Genomic DNA, 13,500 nt, shown 5'->3' on the forward strand with positions numbered 1-13,500 from the left:
GTTCATGAAGGTATGCGAAGCCATTGAAATTATGAAAGAGCGTGGATACAAGCAAACAGGTAAGCGAGAAGATATGGTGACGCTATTTGCCACCAATGACCGCTATTTGAACGCGAAGGATGTTTTGGAGTATATGAAGGAAAGCTATCCGGGATTGAGTTTTGACACGGTCTATCGAAATTTATCTTTGTTTGTAGACCTTGGCATTTTAGAAGAAACGGAACTCTCAGGAGAAAAGTTATTTCGTATCTCCTGCTCCAATTCTCGCCACCATCATCATTTTATTTGTACTACATGTGGAAAGACCAAAGAAATTCAGACATGTCCGATGACCGATATTAATGAAAAACTAATGGGTTATGAAATATCCGGACATAAGTTTGAAATTTATGGTCAATGTCCATTATGTCAGTGATCCCGTACTAAGAAGCAGAGACTTAGTACAACCATCGGAGCATCTGTTGAACAATCCTCTAAAATCCAATTGATGATATAAAATGCCTTTACCTTTTTAGAATGTAAACTTGCTCCTCTTGAAAGAGGAATGAACTTCAAGAGGCATTAGAAAAAATTATATATTAACAGCCCCTCTTTTCTATAGAGGGGTTTTTGATCTTCAAAGTAGGGAAATAATTAATATGTCATTAAATTTAAGGTGAGTGTTATAGACGATGAATGAATTAGAAGTATGCACTTCATGGAAAAAAAACTGTGTTAGTTCGATAGAAGGAGAAGGGAAGAACCATTTTATTCCTGCATTGCCTTATGAAGTGAGTGAGGAGAAAGCGATGTCAATCGTTGTTGAGTTAGTCACGAATCACTTTGATCGGGTCCACGTTAAGGAGAAGAAATCTGACTATTTACATGCTGTGTTCACATCGAAATGGATGAGATTTAAAGATGATATTCAAATACTGTTAGACCCCAAAAATAAATTGATCCATATTCGCTCAGCTTCACGTGCAGGTTATTATGATTTTCAAGTAAATCGTAAGCGAATGGAAACATTCAAAGCGTTATTTCAACAAGGCTGTTTTCGCAAAGATTGTGGCTGTTCGAATTAGTCCCTATTTTGTGATGAAGAATGATTTCGGACATCTTTTCGCATTATTTTTAATTAGAAATGAGGAAAGAAAAATGTGTTTCCATCCGTTTTATACGCTAGAGCCACAAAGTATGCGAAAAGAGCCTTCAACAAAAAGAAAAAAGCAAAGGATAATTACCTTTGCTTTTTCTCTTCAGTCCAATTTTGAACCCAGTGTTGGGCTTCTATCCAGTTGTTTACACGTTTTACGCCTTGTGGAATCGAGTCTTGATTATAGGGAGTGTTGAATAATAGTACAGGTATATCAAGTTCTTCATGGAGCATAACAGCATTATCGTGCTTATCTTCTAAAAAGAGATTGACGTTATGCTTTTTCGCTGTGGCGATTTTATTATGTGATCCTATTAATTCGATATGGTGGTACATAATATCTTGTTCACTAAACCATTTTTCCGTCAATTGAGCGAGATGCTTTGGTCGAGCAGAGATAAAATAAAGCTGAAATTGTTCCTTCCAGGTTGAAAGGACGTGTTTTGCATTTTCAGCTAGAGGAGATTCCTGATAAATGGTGGCTTCTTCTCGCTTAAACCATTCCGAAAACGAGCTCGGATGGATGTCTAATGCTTTTGATAAATCATATTGGGTAACATCTTTTAGTGTGATATTTTTGTTGAAGGACTTGTTAATATAAGGAAGTAGTGTAGAAGGACATGTTACTGTCCCGTCGATATCTATTCCAAAGCGTAATGTCATATGAATGAACCCCTCTCTTCTAATATGCCAATTTCCCTCCATAGTGTACCATATAATTTAAGTTGGAGAAAAAAGTTCAGAACTGTTAAACATTACAATATGTAAAATAATCGAATTGCCTCATACTAATAAATGCTCCAAGAAACCGAAAGTGAGGGATTGGTATGAGCGATAAAAGAAACTATTCACCAGTGGATTTTCAATATCCAGGAATAGATACAAACAACAATCCGGAAGCAGAGGTTCTATCTAGGAAATACAATGAGGAAGTTGCAGCAGAAATTACAACCCCAATGGCATTAGGGACAGATTTTGAACGGGATGAAGTGGAGCAAACCGAAACGTCTGGTCGAATTTATGGGTACTCGGCCATCACTCTATCCATTCTATCTCTGTTTTTACTACCTGTCTTATTTGGAGCCGCTGGCATCATTTTAGGCTTTGTCGCCAGAAGAAAAGGCTCAGAAATGCTAGGATCATGGTCCATTGGGATTGGAGCTATTTCCATAATCATTGGAATCTTTGTTCTCCCATTTTTTTAAAAGGGCGAAAAAGATCCGAATAGGAGCAAGAAGCTTGGCTAAGGGGCCAAGCTTCTTTATAAGTGGCTGTTTTTACAAAGTTTGTTGCTTTTCGCACTAGCCTATAAATGATGATATAGCTTTGTTTCGGGCATCATTTCGTCTATTTTTAATGGAAATCAACAGTGATATGGGCGATTTAATCAAAAATCAGATGAAATAGCCACAATGTATACGAAAAGAGCCTTATAAATTGAGAAGGGTAAATATGCACTTGTGGAATGTGAAGAGGTCTTAGATGCATTCGAACATTTGTGAGCCACTATTTAAACAAGCGAAATGATAACATGGAAAGGACAGATAAAAAAGAAAAAAGTGAAGAGTTTGTGGCTCCTCACCGGAAGATTACTAATTAGATTATTGTTCTTCTTGTTCCAATTTTTGCTTCTCGAAATATTCAGCCGCGATGGCATCAATCTCTTTTTTTAATTCTTCGACCATTATTTCTTCAGGAACTTTTCGGACAATTTTTCCTTTTCGAAACAAGAGTCCTTCTCCTCGAGCACCAGCTATTCCTATATCTGCTTCACGTGCCTCTCCAGGACCGTTTACCGCACATCCTAAGACAGCCACTTTGATTGGAGCTTTAATAGTGGAAATATACTCTTCTACATCATTAGCAATCGAAATTAAATCAATTTCAATTCGCCCACAAGTTGGACATGATATGAGAGTAGCCGCATTAGAAGATAGTCCGAACACTTTCAGGAGTTCTCTAGCCACTTTTACTTCCTCTACTGGATCGGCACTAAGAGAAATACGAAGAGTGTTTCCGATGCCTTTACTCAAAAGCGCTCCAAGACCTGCAGCACTTTTTACCGTACCTGCAAATAATGTTCCTGACTCTGTAATGCCTAGATGAAGTGGATAATCAAATGCTTTGGATGCTTTTTCATAGGCTTCAATGGCAAGGTTTACATCAGATGCTTTTAGAGACACGATAATGTCATAGAAATCCAGTTCTTCTAGAATTTTGATATGATGAAGAGCACTTTCTACCATACCATCAGCTGTAGGATAGCCATATTTTTCTAAAAATTGTTTCTCTAGACTTCCAGCGTTGACTCCAATACGAATTGGGACGCCTTTTGCTTTGGCTGCTTTAACGACAGCTTCTACTTTTTCCCGACGACCAATATTTCCCGGATTAATCCGAATTTTGTCTGCGCCGCCTTCGATTGCTTTTAGTGCTAATTTATAATCAAAATGAATGTCTACTACTAATGGAATATTTATTTGTTTTTTAATATCAGCAATTGCATCCGCAGCACGTTCATCTGGACATGCGACTCGAACGACTTGACAACCAGCTTCCTCAAGGCGATGGATTTCTTTCACAGTTGCTTCAACATCATGGGTTTTGGTTGTAGTCATACTTTGTATAAAAAGTTCATCACTGCCACCGATGGTCAAGTTACCAACCTTAACAGGGCGCGTTGTAGAACGATGAATTATTTCACTCAAATGATCTCGCTCCTTTAGTTACTTTCATTAGTATATCCTTAGCATATTGTAACAGTCTTTCATAGAGATTGACAAGAAATAGGACGGGATTAGAACATAGAATATTGTTAATAAATCGGAATAGTATAGACTTTTCCAATTTGAATTTGTTCAGGTAAAAGACCATCATTAAGCTCCTGAAAATCCTGGATGACCTGTTGAATTGAGACTGGAATCGGTCCGTCAATCTCATTTTCAATGAGAGAAAGTACGGTGTCACCGGCTTGAATCTTTTTCTTTGTATGGGAATGAGATGGAGTAGTAGGAGAAGTGGTAGTTTCGATAGCTACGTTTGCTTGGCTTGAACCAATTGGTAGAGTTCCGTAGCGCATATCAAAATAAATGCTATAGATTATTAGTAAAACAACAATGAATATAAAAGGTCTCTTCATTAATTCTCATCTCCTTTTCCTACTCTTTCTACTCTATGAAAAGAGTGGTAGTGATATGACTAGAATTCGCTGAGATTGCCTTGAAGTTATTTTTTTAGAGGTTCTTTTCGAATCCCTTATGGCTATTTATTTTTTGATAGGTTCCTCCCTTTTCAACAGTTTTTTTTGCTGCGAGAAGCAAAATTATTTGTGAGTACAGCCATTTTATAGGGTGTGAAATGAGGAAATAGACCTAATCATTACATGAATGTAATCATAAATTTAGACCAGCTTAAACTTGTTTTATGAAAATAAATAGTAGCAACCAAGAGGGGATTGGTAAGAATGGACTTGGTGAGAAAACCAAGAGGAAAACTCAGGAAAAAGGACTTGGATGCGATTAGATTAAGCACATTTTCTCATGTGATTTCGTTAATCGTTAACACATCTCTGCGGATAAGAGTATTATTCATGATAGTAAGTTTTGTAGCTATTTCAAGCATTTTAATCGGTATGATTCCTTATAATCAAGCAAAAGAAGCTGTAGTACATTCGATGGAACAACGATTATGTCGTGTAGTTTTAAGTATAAGTGATGTGGCTCAAAACTTAATGTTTCTCTTTGTTGGTGATAAGGAATAATATACCCGTAAAATTAAAAGTGTCATTACTCAACAAAAGGCTACTTTAAGCCGGGATGGTCTATAAGAAGAGTTTTTGCTTTTTAAAAAAACGGATCAGTTTTTCCGTTTAATGTGAGAAGGAAATCAACACTTACTTTCTCCTCAGAGCTTATAGAACAAATACACACAAAATAAAAAGGTGTTATACATACGAAAGTATTCATGAGAAGTACACAATTGCTATACGTACCATTCAAGAATTGAAAGATGAATATGTGATTATTGTCCTGCAAAAACAATAAATGGATAGTATTCATGATATGTAAAGGTCTGTATTAGCGACGATGATCCTCACTTTATTCATAACCATTATCATTTTACTGGGGGGTGTTCAAACAATAACCTTATCAATCGTAAAACTGAGAGAATCAATGAGCGTGGTGCGGGAAGAGGGTCTCTCGGTAAATCATCAAGGGTCCACTTCATCATTACCAGAAATTGCTTCTCTTGAGCGTAGCTTTATCCTGATGCAAACTAATATGAGGAGTATTATTGAAAGTGTACAAAAAATTAATAAAGGATCTATCGACAACAGGTGGAGAATGTTCTTATCTAGGTCAAGATATGAAAATAAATATTATTGCACAAAAAAACGAGCTTAAAGAAAGCTCGTTTTTTGTGCTAGGTAAAATAGTATAGATTATTATTATGGTTTTGATGTCGAACTATATGAGCATTTCATTTTTCCTAGGTAAAGTAGGACTTTATGGATTGCTGTCATACCTTTTTGTAGAACGTGATTGTGGAATTTCATTAATAGTTAGATACAGCATGACTGTGATAATAAGCCAATTAAGCAATAAACCTGCAGGAATAGTTGTTTTCAATAAATCCATGATTAAAAAGAAAATAATTGGAAGGGAATTGGCATAAGCAGTCAGACGAAAACTTTGTCTATACGATAATTTTCGTTTCAGCATTTTGGCAATGAAAAGTCCAATTACAGCAAATAGTAACACCTTAATAAAGGTAATAAAGGAAGAAAATAGATATATAATGATATAAATAATCGGCAAGAAGATAATTAGGGAAGATTGAAACATGTCAATATAGGTTAAAACAGAATCATTCGTAATTTCCAGCTCACTTAACTGATTATAAGGGATTTCCTGCTGATTTCCTTCGGTAGCTATAATCATTTTATTCTTTACTAAACCGACGATAAATGAGTTTTGATCGACCGAATTTAGGGAATCCGAAGAGGGGTCAATATGAAAAGTAAAGTGATCTTCGACAATAGAAAAGGGGGCGGTTTGGTCGGTCTTTAATGAACCGTTTACAATTTCAAAGGAAGGGATATCGCCTTCTAAAATTGCACTTCCCTCATCAATGGTTTTATTGACTAGTGTCGTTAAACTAATGATTATTGGAATAGAAGCTAGTAAAGAAAGGAAAAATACAAACAGAAGTGTTTTTCCAATACCTTGAAAGCGAACTTTTGCAATATCCTTTGGTGAGTATAGACTTTTGAAAAGTTGAGAAAAAATATTCATTATGTCACGTCCTTTATAGTTTCCTCCTTATTTTATTCTTATTTAATAGGTAACTTCAAGTCGGGATTAAAATAAGAAAATTCAGTTTTTTGTAACAGTAATGTAATATTTGAGAATATTTATTAAGCGAATGTAAATTTTCGAAAAAATCATTTACAATTAGAGGGGTTATCAATATTATGAGTAAGGGGTTTTGTTGATACTTGTCGAAATTAATTTTAGGGGTTGAATATTTTGGATTTGAATTGGCAGGAAATGTTGTTTCAATTTTTTGGTGGTCTTGGTATTTTCTTGTATGGAATTAAGTTTATGGGTGATGGATTACAAAAATCAGCAGGCGATCGCCTTCGTGATATATTAGATCGCTTTACAACTAACCCAATCATGGGTGTACTTGCTGGTATCATTGTAACCATTTTAATTCAAAGCTCTTCCGCAACAACCGTTATTACAGTGGGGCTAGTTAGTGCTGGATTTATGACACTTCGTCAAGCGATAGGTGTTATCATGGGAGCAAATATCGGGACAACCGTTACAGCTTTCATCATTGGTATCGATATTGGAGAATACGCGCTTCCAATTATTGCTGCTGGTTCTATCTTATTGTTCTTCTTTAAAAACAAAAAGATCCATAATATTGGACAAATTGTATTTGGGTTTGGAGCCTTATTTTACGGTTTAGAATTAATGAGCGGGGGAATGAAACCTTTACGTTCACTTGAGGCGTTTTCTGAATTAACTGTAAATATGAGTGATAATCCTATTTTAGGTGTAGTTATAGGAACAGTATTTACTGTAATTGTTCAAAGTTCAAGTGCGACAATTGGTATTTTGCAAGAACTATTTACAGAAGATCTTGTGGACTTATCCGCTGCGCTACCTGTTTTGTTCGGAGATAATATCGGAACGACAATTACAGCTGTCCTTGCATCCATTGGAACATCTGTTGCAGCAAGACGTGCAGCTGCAACACATGTGATATTTAACCTAATCGGAACAACCGTATTCTTACTTTTATTAACACCATTTCAATTTTTCGTCGAATTTTTGCAAACCACTATAGATTTGAAGCCGAAAATGACTATCGCATTTGCACACGGGTCGTTTAATATAACTAATACATTGATGCAGTTACCTTTTGTCGGTGTACTAGCTGCTCTTGTAACGAAATTAATTCCAGGTGAGGATTCAATCATTGATTATAAATCGAAACATCTAGATCCGATGTTTATTGAACAATCTCCTTCAATTGCGTTAGGACAAGCGAAAGAAGAAGTTCTTCGTATGGGCCAATTTGCTATCAAAGGACTTGAAGAAACGAATGAATTCCTTCGTTCAAAATCCAGCAAAAACGCCGAATCTGCCTATCAAATTGAATCGGCAATTAATAACTTAGATAAAAAGATTACAGATTACCTAGTACAACTATCTTCATCGCCATTATCTGAAATTGAATCTGAACGTCATTCTATATTAATGGATACTGTACGAGATATAGAGAGAATTGGTGATCACTTTGAAAATATTGTTGAACTTGTCGAGTACCAACAAACAAATAAAGTGAAAATTACAGATCAAGCCATGAGTGATTTAGAGGAAATGTTTAAATTAACAACTGATACTGTTAGCAAGGCGATTACTTGTCTTGACCATAATGATCAATCGGTAGCAAGAGAAGTCGCTGAAAAAGAAGATTTAATTGATAAAATGGAAAGAAAACTACGTAAACAACATATTCTTCGCTTAAATGAGGGGTTATGTACCGGACAAGCAGGGATTGTCTATGTGGATATCATTAGTAATCTAGAACGTATTGGGGACCACGCGGTGAATATCGCAGAAGCTGTTTTGGGCGAAGAATAAGAAAACTATCAATTTTTGGTCGGACCCAATACAATGAAAGCAAGGAGAAATTCTCCTTGCTTTTTTTGAAAAGAATTAGTGAAAAAGCGGTCTCTTTACTAGCTCAAAGAGACTTGTTTTTTCTTGGGAGGTGAGATTATGGAGTGGCTTTATTGGGGAATTGTTGTATTGTGTATTATCGTTTCATTTGTTGGCCTAATTTATCCCATCATTCCTAGCGTGGTATTTTTAGTAGCTGGGTTTATTCTTTATGGTGTATTCTTCTCGTTTGAACCATTTAATTGGCTGTTCTGGCTCATTCAAGGCATGTTTGTGTTGCTTTTATTTGGGGCCGATTACGTAGCCAATACAATTGGCTTAAAAAGATTTGGTGCGACGAAAGCGGGAATTATCGGAAGTACCGTCGGGATTTTAATTGGACCATTTATCATTCCTATTTTTGGTATCTTAATTGGCCCGTTTATTGGAGCTGTTTTAGGAGAATTGATTGTTCACCGGACATCTATAAAAAGTGCAATGAAAGTTGGGATCGGCTCACTTGTTGGATTCATTAGTTCAGTTATTACAAAAGGAACCCTTCAAGTGATTATGGTAAGTTATTTCTTATGGCTAGTACTTAATTAGAGAATTTTTTTTGGAAAAAGAGGGATGATAATAACCGTTGGCCTGAGCTTATTATTTGATACAGCACCTAATATTTGCTAGGCTAAACTTGTATGAATCATTCTTTGGTTCAAAAAAATACATAGGGGGAATCCTAACATGGCATTTGAATTACCTCAATTACCTTACGAATATGATGCATTAGCTCCACACATCGACAAAGAAACAATGATGATTCACCACACAAAACACCACAATGCATATGTAACAAAATTAAATGATGCTTTAGCAGGTCACGATGAACTACTAAGTAAATCAGTAGAAGAAGTCGTTTCAAATTTAGACGCCGTTCCTGAAGCAGCTCGTACGGCTGTTCGCAACAATGGTGGTGGACATGCTAACCATAGTTTATTTTGGCAAGTTCTTTCTCCAAACGGAGGTGGTGAACCTACTGGCGATCTAGCAGACGCGATTAACCATAAATTTGGAAGCTATTCTAGTTTCCAAGAGAAGTTTGCAGCAGCTGCAGCAGGCCGTTTTGGTTCTGGTTGGGCATGGCTAGTAGTAAACAATGGCGAGCTTGAGGTTACAAGCACACCTAACCAAGACTCTCCATTAATGGACGGTAAAACTCCATTATTAGGCTTAGACGTTTGGGAGCATGCATACTATTTAAATTATCAAAATCGTCGCCCAGACTACATCAATGCTTTCTGGAATGTAGTAAACTGGGATGAAGTAACAAAACGATACACTTCAGCAAAATAAAGAGCGTACCTTAAGCTTTGTGCCTGTACGTATGATTACAATGAAAAAACCGCTTCGACCATCGAGTCGTAGCGGTTTTTTATTATGCGATAGTAAAAAATTAGCTTATGTAGATGGAGAATTCTCTTGTTAATTTTGCATAACTTCCGCCACTTCTTCAAAAAATAGCGGTAAGCAAAAAAGGGAGTTTTGATAATGAGGCATATGAAGAAAGTGCTAGGTGATGTGGAATTTACAAAGGATTTGACCCTCTTATTGTTAATTGGAGGAATTTACTCGTTAAGCATTGCGTTATCAAATACATTTGTCAATATTTATTTATGGAAACAGTCAGGTGAATATTTTGATCTAGGGGTATACAATCTAACAGTGGTTATTTTTCAGCCGTTAACATTCATCTTAGCTGGTAGATGGGCGAAAAAAATTGACCGGGTCATTGTTTTACGAATTGGGGTCATTTTTTTAGCATTATTTTTTTTAACGGTCTTGTACTTCGGAGAAACGGCCGCATCAAATCTCGTGATTTTAGGGGCATTATTAGGAATAGGTTACGGCTTTTATTGGCTAGCCTTTAATGTGCTAACCTTTGAAATTACGGAACCAGAGACAAGGGATTTCTTTAATGGATTTTTAGGGGTATTAACCTCGAGTGGAGGGATGATTGGACCTATTTTAGCAGGCTTCATCATTTCAAGATTTACTTCATTTCAAGGCTATACGATTGTTTTTGGTCTTTCTCTAGCCTTGTTTAGCATTGCGGTCTTGTTAAGTTTTTTCTTGAAGAGACGTCCAGCACATGGAAAATACTGCTTTCGACGTATTTATCAAGAACGAAAAAAGAGTGAAAATTGGCGTTTGATTACGAATGCTCACTTCTTTCAAGGGTTAAGAGAAGGAACCTTTCTCTTCGTTATCTCCGTGTTTGTGTTTATTACTACAGGAAGTGAATTTGCCATTGGGACATTCGGTTTGGTTAACTCTGGAATTGCATTCGCTTCCTATTACATTACCTCTCGTGTAATCAAAAAAAGTCAAAGGAAAAGAGCGATATTCTATGGGGGGTTGTTGTTATATGCGTCAATTCTCTTATTGGTTTTTGATTTAAGTTATTCCAAATTATTGATTTACGCAGCGGTCATCGCGGTTGCTTATCCATTACTACTCGTTCCTTACGTCTCAATGACATATGATGTGATCGGTAAAGGTTGGAAAGCTGCGGAAATGAGAATAGAATATATTGTTGTAAGGGAAATTTTCTTGAATGCAGGAAGAATCGTCTCAGTTGTGGCGTTTTTAATATCGGTAAGATTTTTTGATCCCGAAACTAGTTTGCCATGGCTATTACTGTTTCTGGGTGGGGGGCATTTTTGTATTTACTTCTTCATTCGAAAAGTACAGTTGGTGTAAAGGAGGAATATATTTCTCCTTTTTTCTTTCTTTTATACATATGTATAGCGAAATCTTATAAGTTTATATAAAATAGAGTAAGATGCTTGAACGAAGGAAGGATGTACACGTTGAACCGTAAAACACAGAATAAGAAGAAGAAAACACATGTATTTGGGCGAATGAATATATTGTTTTTTGCCGTCTTTTTGCTTTTTTCTCTACTCGTCTTACGTTTAGGGATTGTCCAAATTGTCCATGGAGAAGATTACTTACGAGAAGTGGAACGGACGGAGGAAGTTGTCATTAGTACAAATGTTCCTCGGGGAAAAATGTATGATCGAAATGGGACGTTAGTGGTAGACAATACCCCTTTATTAGCGATTACATATACAAAAAGTCAGTCCACTAAGACAACTGATGTACTAGAAGTGGCTCAGGAACTAGCCAAGTTGATTGAAAAAAACACGGACCGCATTACTGAGCGTGATCGAAAAGATTATTTACTAATAACTGAAAAAATAACAATTGAAGATAAAGTACCCAAAAAAGAGCAAATGAAAATCGAGAAGGAAAAAAACATCGATGCGGATAAAGAGATGTATCAACGAACATTAGATCGAATTACAGAATCTGAATTAAATTCGCTAAACGAGAGTGAATTAGAGATATTGGCGATTTTTCGTGAAATGAATAGTGGCTATGCCCTATCTCCGCAAATCGTCAAAGTAGGCCAAGGTGATGACAAGTCTACCTATGTGACAGAACGTGAATTTGCCGTCGTGAGTGAGCATTTATCTTCTCTGCCGGGAATCAATACTACCACAGATTGGGAACGGGAATACAGGTATGGGGACACATTAAGCTCGATACTCGGGAAGATTACAACTTCACGTGAAGGACTTCCAAGCGAAAATTTAGATTATTATATGGCAAGAGGTTACAGCCGAAATGATCGCGTCGGAAAAAGCTTTATTGAACTGCAGTATGAAGATGTATTGAAAGGCCAGAAAGCCAAATACAAAAATATAACAGATAAAGCAGGGAATGTTTTAGAAACAGAAGTCATTCAAGAAGGTGAACGAGGGCAGGATCTTATATTAACGATTGATATGGAATTACAACAAGCCGTCGACAAGATTGTCGAGGATGAATTAAGACGGATCAAAAACACCGGACTTCACCCATTAGTGGATCGCATTTTCTTTTCAATGATGGATCCGAATACGGGTGAGATTCTAGCGATGTCTGGCAAGCAATGGGTAACTGATCCAGAAACCAACCAAGGTGGAATTATTGATTATGCGATGGGGAATTTTACATCTGCCCATGAAATTGGATCTTCGGTAAAAGGTGCAACAGTGTTAAGTGGATACATGAATGGAGCATTGTCTCCAGGGCAGTACTTAGTTGACGAGCCGATGAAGTTCAAAGGAACTCCTGGTATAAAAAATTCATGGTTTAATACATCTCTAGGTTCACGACATTCAATGAATGAGGAACTTGCGCTAGAAAAATCATCCAATGCGTTTATGTATCAAATAGCTTTAAGAAGTGCTGGGGAAGTCTATCGTTACGAGTCCCCACTAGGCTTTACCCCTGATAATTTCGAAACCTTCAGAAATTATTATAGTCAGTTTGGACTTGGTGTTAGAACAGGAATTGATCTTCCGGGGGAACAAGTGGGATTTAAACAACTGGATCGATTATCTTTAGCGAGGGAGCCGGGGAAACTACTTGACTTAGTAATCGGTCAATATGACACCTATACACCGTTGCAAATGCTACAATATGCGTCCACTATCGCAAACGGTGGATATCGCATTGCTCCAAAGGTTGTGAAGGAAATTCGGGAACCATCCCTTGCTCCTGAAGAATTAGGAGCGATTTCATTTGAAAGTTCCCCTGAAGTTTTAAACCGTTTGGATGTAACTGAAAATGAGTTAAAAACTGTTCAACGAGGGTTTTATCGAGTGTATCATTATCCACAAGGAACAGGTAGGAAATATTTCAAAGACGGTTTGACTGATTACGTTGCCGCAGGAAAAACAGGAACTGCTGAAGTGGTTTATTTTGGTCCTAAAAAATCCTATTGGGGAACAATGACGGAAAATTATACGCTGATTGGCTACGCTCCTTACGATAATCCAGAAGTAGCTGTTTCCACTATTGTTCCATGGGGAAATACCAATCTCCCTACAAATCAAAAACTTGAATCTAATAAAGCAATGGGGAAAGCCGCATTAGATAAATATTTCGAATTAAAAGAGCAACGATCAAGTAGAGAAGAGCAAGCAATATCCCCTCCAGATCAAGCTGAGTCAGAGTAGTAGAAAGACCATTGCCCAAAAAGCAATGGTCTTTTTTGACATGAATTATCCAAAGAGGAACATAAAAAATTTCCATATAGCGACCTTTCAATATATAAAGTGCCACTATACCCAAACTCAA

Annotated in this window: 14 protein-coding genes; 10 read left to right on the top strand and 4 right to left on the bottom strand. The window is 36.8% G+C overall.

Features of this window, described 5'->3' with window-relative positions; genetic code table 11:
• The first annotated feature begins 4 nt into the window (after nucleotides 1-4).
• Entirely contained in the window at nucleotides 5-415 is a 411-nt protein-coding gene (locus U8D43_RS02330; RefSeq protein WP_335869350.1) for a Fur family transcriptional regulator, read from the top strand.
• Nucleotides 416-671: 256 nt separating this feature from the next.
• Nucleotides 672-1,064: a DUF1499 domain-containing protein gene (locus U8D43_RS02335; protein WP_335869351.1), complete on the top strand. Its 393-nt coding sequence runs from the start codon at nucleotides 672-674 to the stop codon at nucleotides 1,062-1,064.
• Between the two features lie 155 nt (nucleotides 1,065-1,219).
• On the opposite strand, the gene U8D43_RS02340 is transcribed toward U8D43_RS02335, so the two are convergent.
• On the bottom strand, nucleotides 1,220-1,798 hold the full coding sequence (locus U8D43_RS02340; RefSeq protein ID WP_335869352.1) for a hypothetical protein: 579 nt from the start codon (nucleotides 1,796-1,798) through the stop codon (nucleotides 1,220-1,222).
• A gap of 164 nt (nucleotides 1,799-1,962) precedes the next feature.
• On the opposite strand from U8D43_RS02340, the gene U8D43_RS02345 reads away from it, so the two are divergent.
• On the top strand, nucleotides 1,963-2,340 hold the full coding sequence (locus U8D43_RS02345; protein ID WP_335869353.1) for a DUF4190 domain-containing protein: 378 nt from the start codon (nucleotides 1,963-1,965) through the stop codon (nucleotides 2,338-2,340).
• A gap of 396 nt (nucleotides 2,341-2,736) precedes the next feature.
• On the opposite strand, the gene ispG is transcribed toward U8D43_RS02345, so the two are convergent.
• Together ispG and yqfZ are read right to left on the bottom strand one after the other, a co-directional pair.
• Nucleotides 2,737-3,834: a flavodoxin-dependent (E)-4-hydroxy-3-methylbut-2-enyl-diphosphate synthase gene (ispG, locus tag U8D43_RS02350; protein WP_335869395.1), complete on the bottom strand. Its 1,098-nt coding sequence runs from the start codon at nucleotides 3,832-3,834 to the stop codon at nucleotides 2,737-2,739.
• A 116-nt stretch (nucleotides 3,835-3,950) separates the two neighbouring features.
• A complete protein-coding gene (gene yqfZ / locus U8D43_RS02355; RefSeq protein ID WP_335869354.1) occupies nucleotides 3,951-4,274 on the bottom strand; it encodes a protein YqfZ in 324 nt (107 codons plus the stop codon).
• Between the two features lie 324 nt (nucleotides 4,275-4,598).
• Here yqfZ and U8D43_RS02360 point away from each other — a divergent pair, with 324 nt between their 5' ends.
• A complete protein-coding gene (locus tag U8D43_RS02360) occupies nucleotides 4,599-4,895 on the top strand; it encodes a hypothetical protein (protein WP_335869355.1) in 297 nt (98 codons plus the stop codon).
• Between the two features lie 533 nt (nucleotides 4,896-5,428).
• Nucleotides 5,429-5,575 carry a hypothetical protein gene (locus U8D43_RS02365; RefSeq protein ID WP_335869356.1) on the top strand — a complete coding sequence of 49 codons (147 nt, stop codon included), beginning with the start codon at nucleotides 5,429-5,431 and terminating at the stop codon, nucleotides 5,573-5,575.
• Nucleotides 5,576-5,640: 65 nt separating this feature from the next.
• Here the strand turns inward: U8D43_RS02365 and U8D43_RS02370 are convergent, their stop codons facing one another.
• Nucleotides 5,641-6,429 carry a DUF1189 domain-containing protein gene (locus U8D43_RS02370; protein ID WP_335869357.1) on the bottom strand — a complete coding sequence of 263 codons (789 nt, stop codon included), beginning with the start codon at nucleotides 6,427-6,429 and terminating at the stop codon, nucleotides 5,641-5,643.
• 255 nt (nucleotides 6,430-6,684) lie between these two features.
• On the opposite strand from U8D43_RS02370, the gene U8D43_RS02375 reads away from it, so the two are divergent.
• The 5 genes from U8D43_RS02375 to U8D43_RS02395 all read left to right on the top strand — a co-directional run bounded on the left by U8D43_RS02375 (nucleotide 6,685) and on the right by U8D43_RS02395 (nucleotide 13,379).
• Nucleotides 6,685-8,292 carry a Na/Pi cotransporter family protein gene (locus U8D43_RS02375; RefSeq protein WP_442893543.1) on the top strand — a complete coding sequence of 536 codons (1,608 nt, stop codon included), beginning with the start codon at nucleotides 6,685-6,687 and terminating at the stop codon, nucleotides 8,290-8,292.
• A gap of 138 nt (nucleotides 8,293-8,430) precedes the next feature.
• Complete coding sequence (locus U8D43_RS02380) at nucleotides 8,431-8,916, top strand: DUF456 domain-containing protein (protein WP_335869359.1); 486 nt, start codon at nucleotides 8,431-8,433, stop codon at nucleotides 8,914-8,916.
• A gap of 138 nt (nucleotides 8,917-9,054) precedes the next feature.
• Nucleotides 9,055-9,663 carry a superoxide dismutase gene (locus U8D43_RS02385; RefSeq protein WP_335869360.1) on the top strand — a complete coding sequence of 203 codons (609 nt, stop codon included), beginning with the start codon at nucleotides 9,055-9,057 and terminating at the stop codon, nucleotides 9,661-9,663.
• 195 nt (nucleotides 9,664-9,858) lie between these two features.
• Nucleotides 9,859-11,070 (top strand): MFS transporter, encoded by a 1,212-nt coding sequence (locus U8D43_RS02390; RefSeq protein ID WP_335869361.1) that lies wholly within the window; start codon nucleotides 9,859-9,861, stop codon nucleotides 11,068-11,070.
• 101 nt (nucleotides 11,071-11,171) lie between these two features.
• A complete protein-coding gene (locus tag U8D43_RS02395) occupies nucleotides 11,172-13,379 on the top strand; it encodes a peptidoglycan D,D-transpeptidase FtsI family protein (protein ID WP_335869396.1) in 2,208 nt (735 codons plus the stop codon).
• Nucleotides 13,380-13,500 lie beyond the last annotated feature (121 nt).

It is taken from the genome of Bacillus sp. 2205SS5-2 (assembly GCF_037024155.1).
Taxonomy (GTDB): Bacteria; Bacillota; Bacilli; order Bacillales; family Bacillaceae_K; genus Bacillus_CI.

Bases quoted from the DNA above. Each gene is read 5' to 3' on its own strand.
- U8D43_RS02330 (WP_335869350.1), top strand. From the start codon at position 5: ATGAAGGTATGCGAAGCCATTGAAATTATGAAAGAGCGTGGATACAAG.
- U8D43_RS02335 (WP_335869351.1), top strand. From the start codon at position 672: ATGAATGAATTAGAAGTATGCACTTCATGGAAAAAAAACTGTGTTAGT.
- U8D43_RS02340 (WP_335869352.1), bottom strand. From the start codon at position 1,798: ATGACATTACGCTTTGGAATAGATATCGACGGGACAGTAACATGTCCT.
- U8D43_RS02345 (WP_335869353.1), top strand. From the start codon at position 1,963: ATGAGCGATAAAAGAAACTATTCACCAGTGGATTTTCAATATCCAGGA.
- yqfZ (WP_335869354.1), bottom strand. From the start codon at position 4,274: ATGAAGAGACCTTTTATATTCATTGTTGTTTTACTAATAATCTATAGC.
- U8D43_RS02360 (WP_335869355.1), top strand. From the start codon at position 4,599: ATGGACTTGGTGAGAAAACCAAGAGGAAAACTCAGGAAAAAGGACTTG.
- U8D43_RS02370 (WP_335869357.1), bottom strand. From the start codon at position 6,429: ATGAATATTTTTTCTCAACTTTTCAAAAGTCTATACTCACCAAAGGAT.
- U8D43_RS02375 (WP_442893543.1), top strand. From the start codon at position 6,685: ATGTTGTTTCAATTTTTTGGTGGTCTTGGTATTTTCTTGTATGGAATT.
- U8D43_RS02380 (WP_335869359.1), top strand. From the start codon at position 8,431: ATGGAGTGGCTTTATTGGGGAATTGTTGTATTGTGTATTATCGTTTCA.
- U8D43_RS02385 (WP_335869360.1), top strand. From the start codon at position 9,055: ATGGCATTTGAATTACCTCAATTACCTTACGAATATGATGCATTAGCT.
- U8D43_RS02390 (WP_335869361.1), top strand. From the start codon at position 9,859: ATGAGGCATATGAAGAAAGTGCTAGGTGATGTGGAATTTACAAAGGAT.
- U8D43_RS02395 (WP_335869396.1), top strand. From the start codon at position 11,172: ATGTACACGTTGAACCGTAAAACACAGAATAAGAAGAAGAAAACACAT.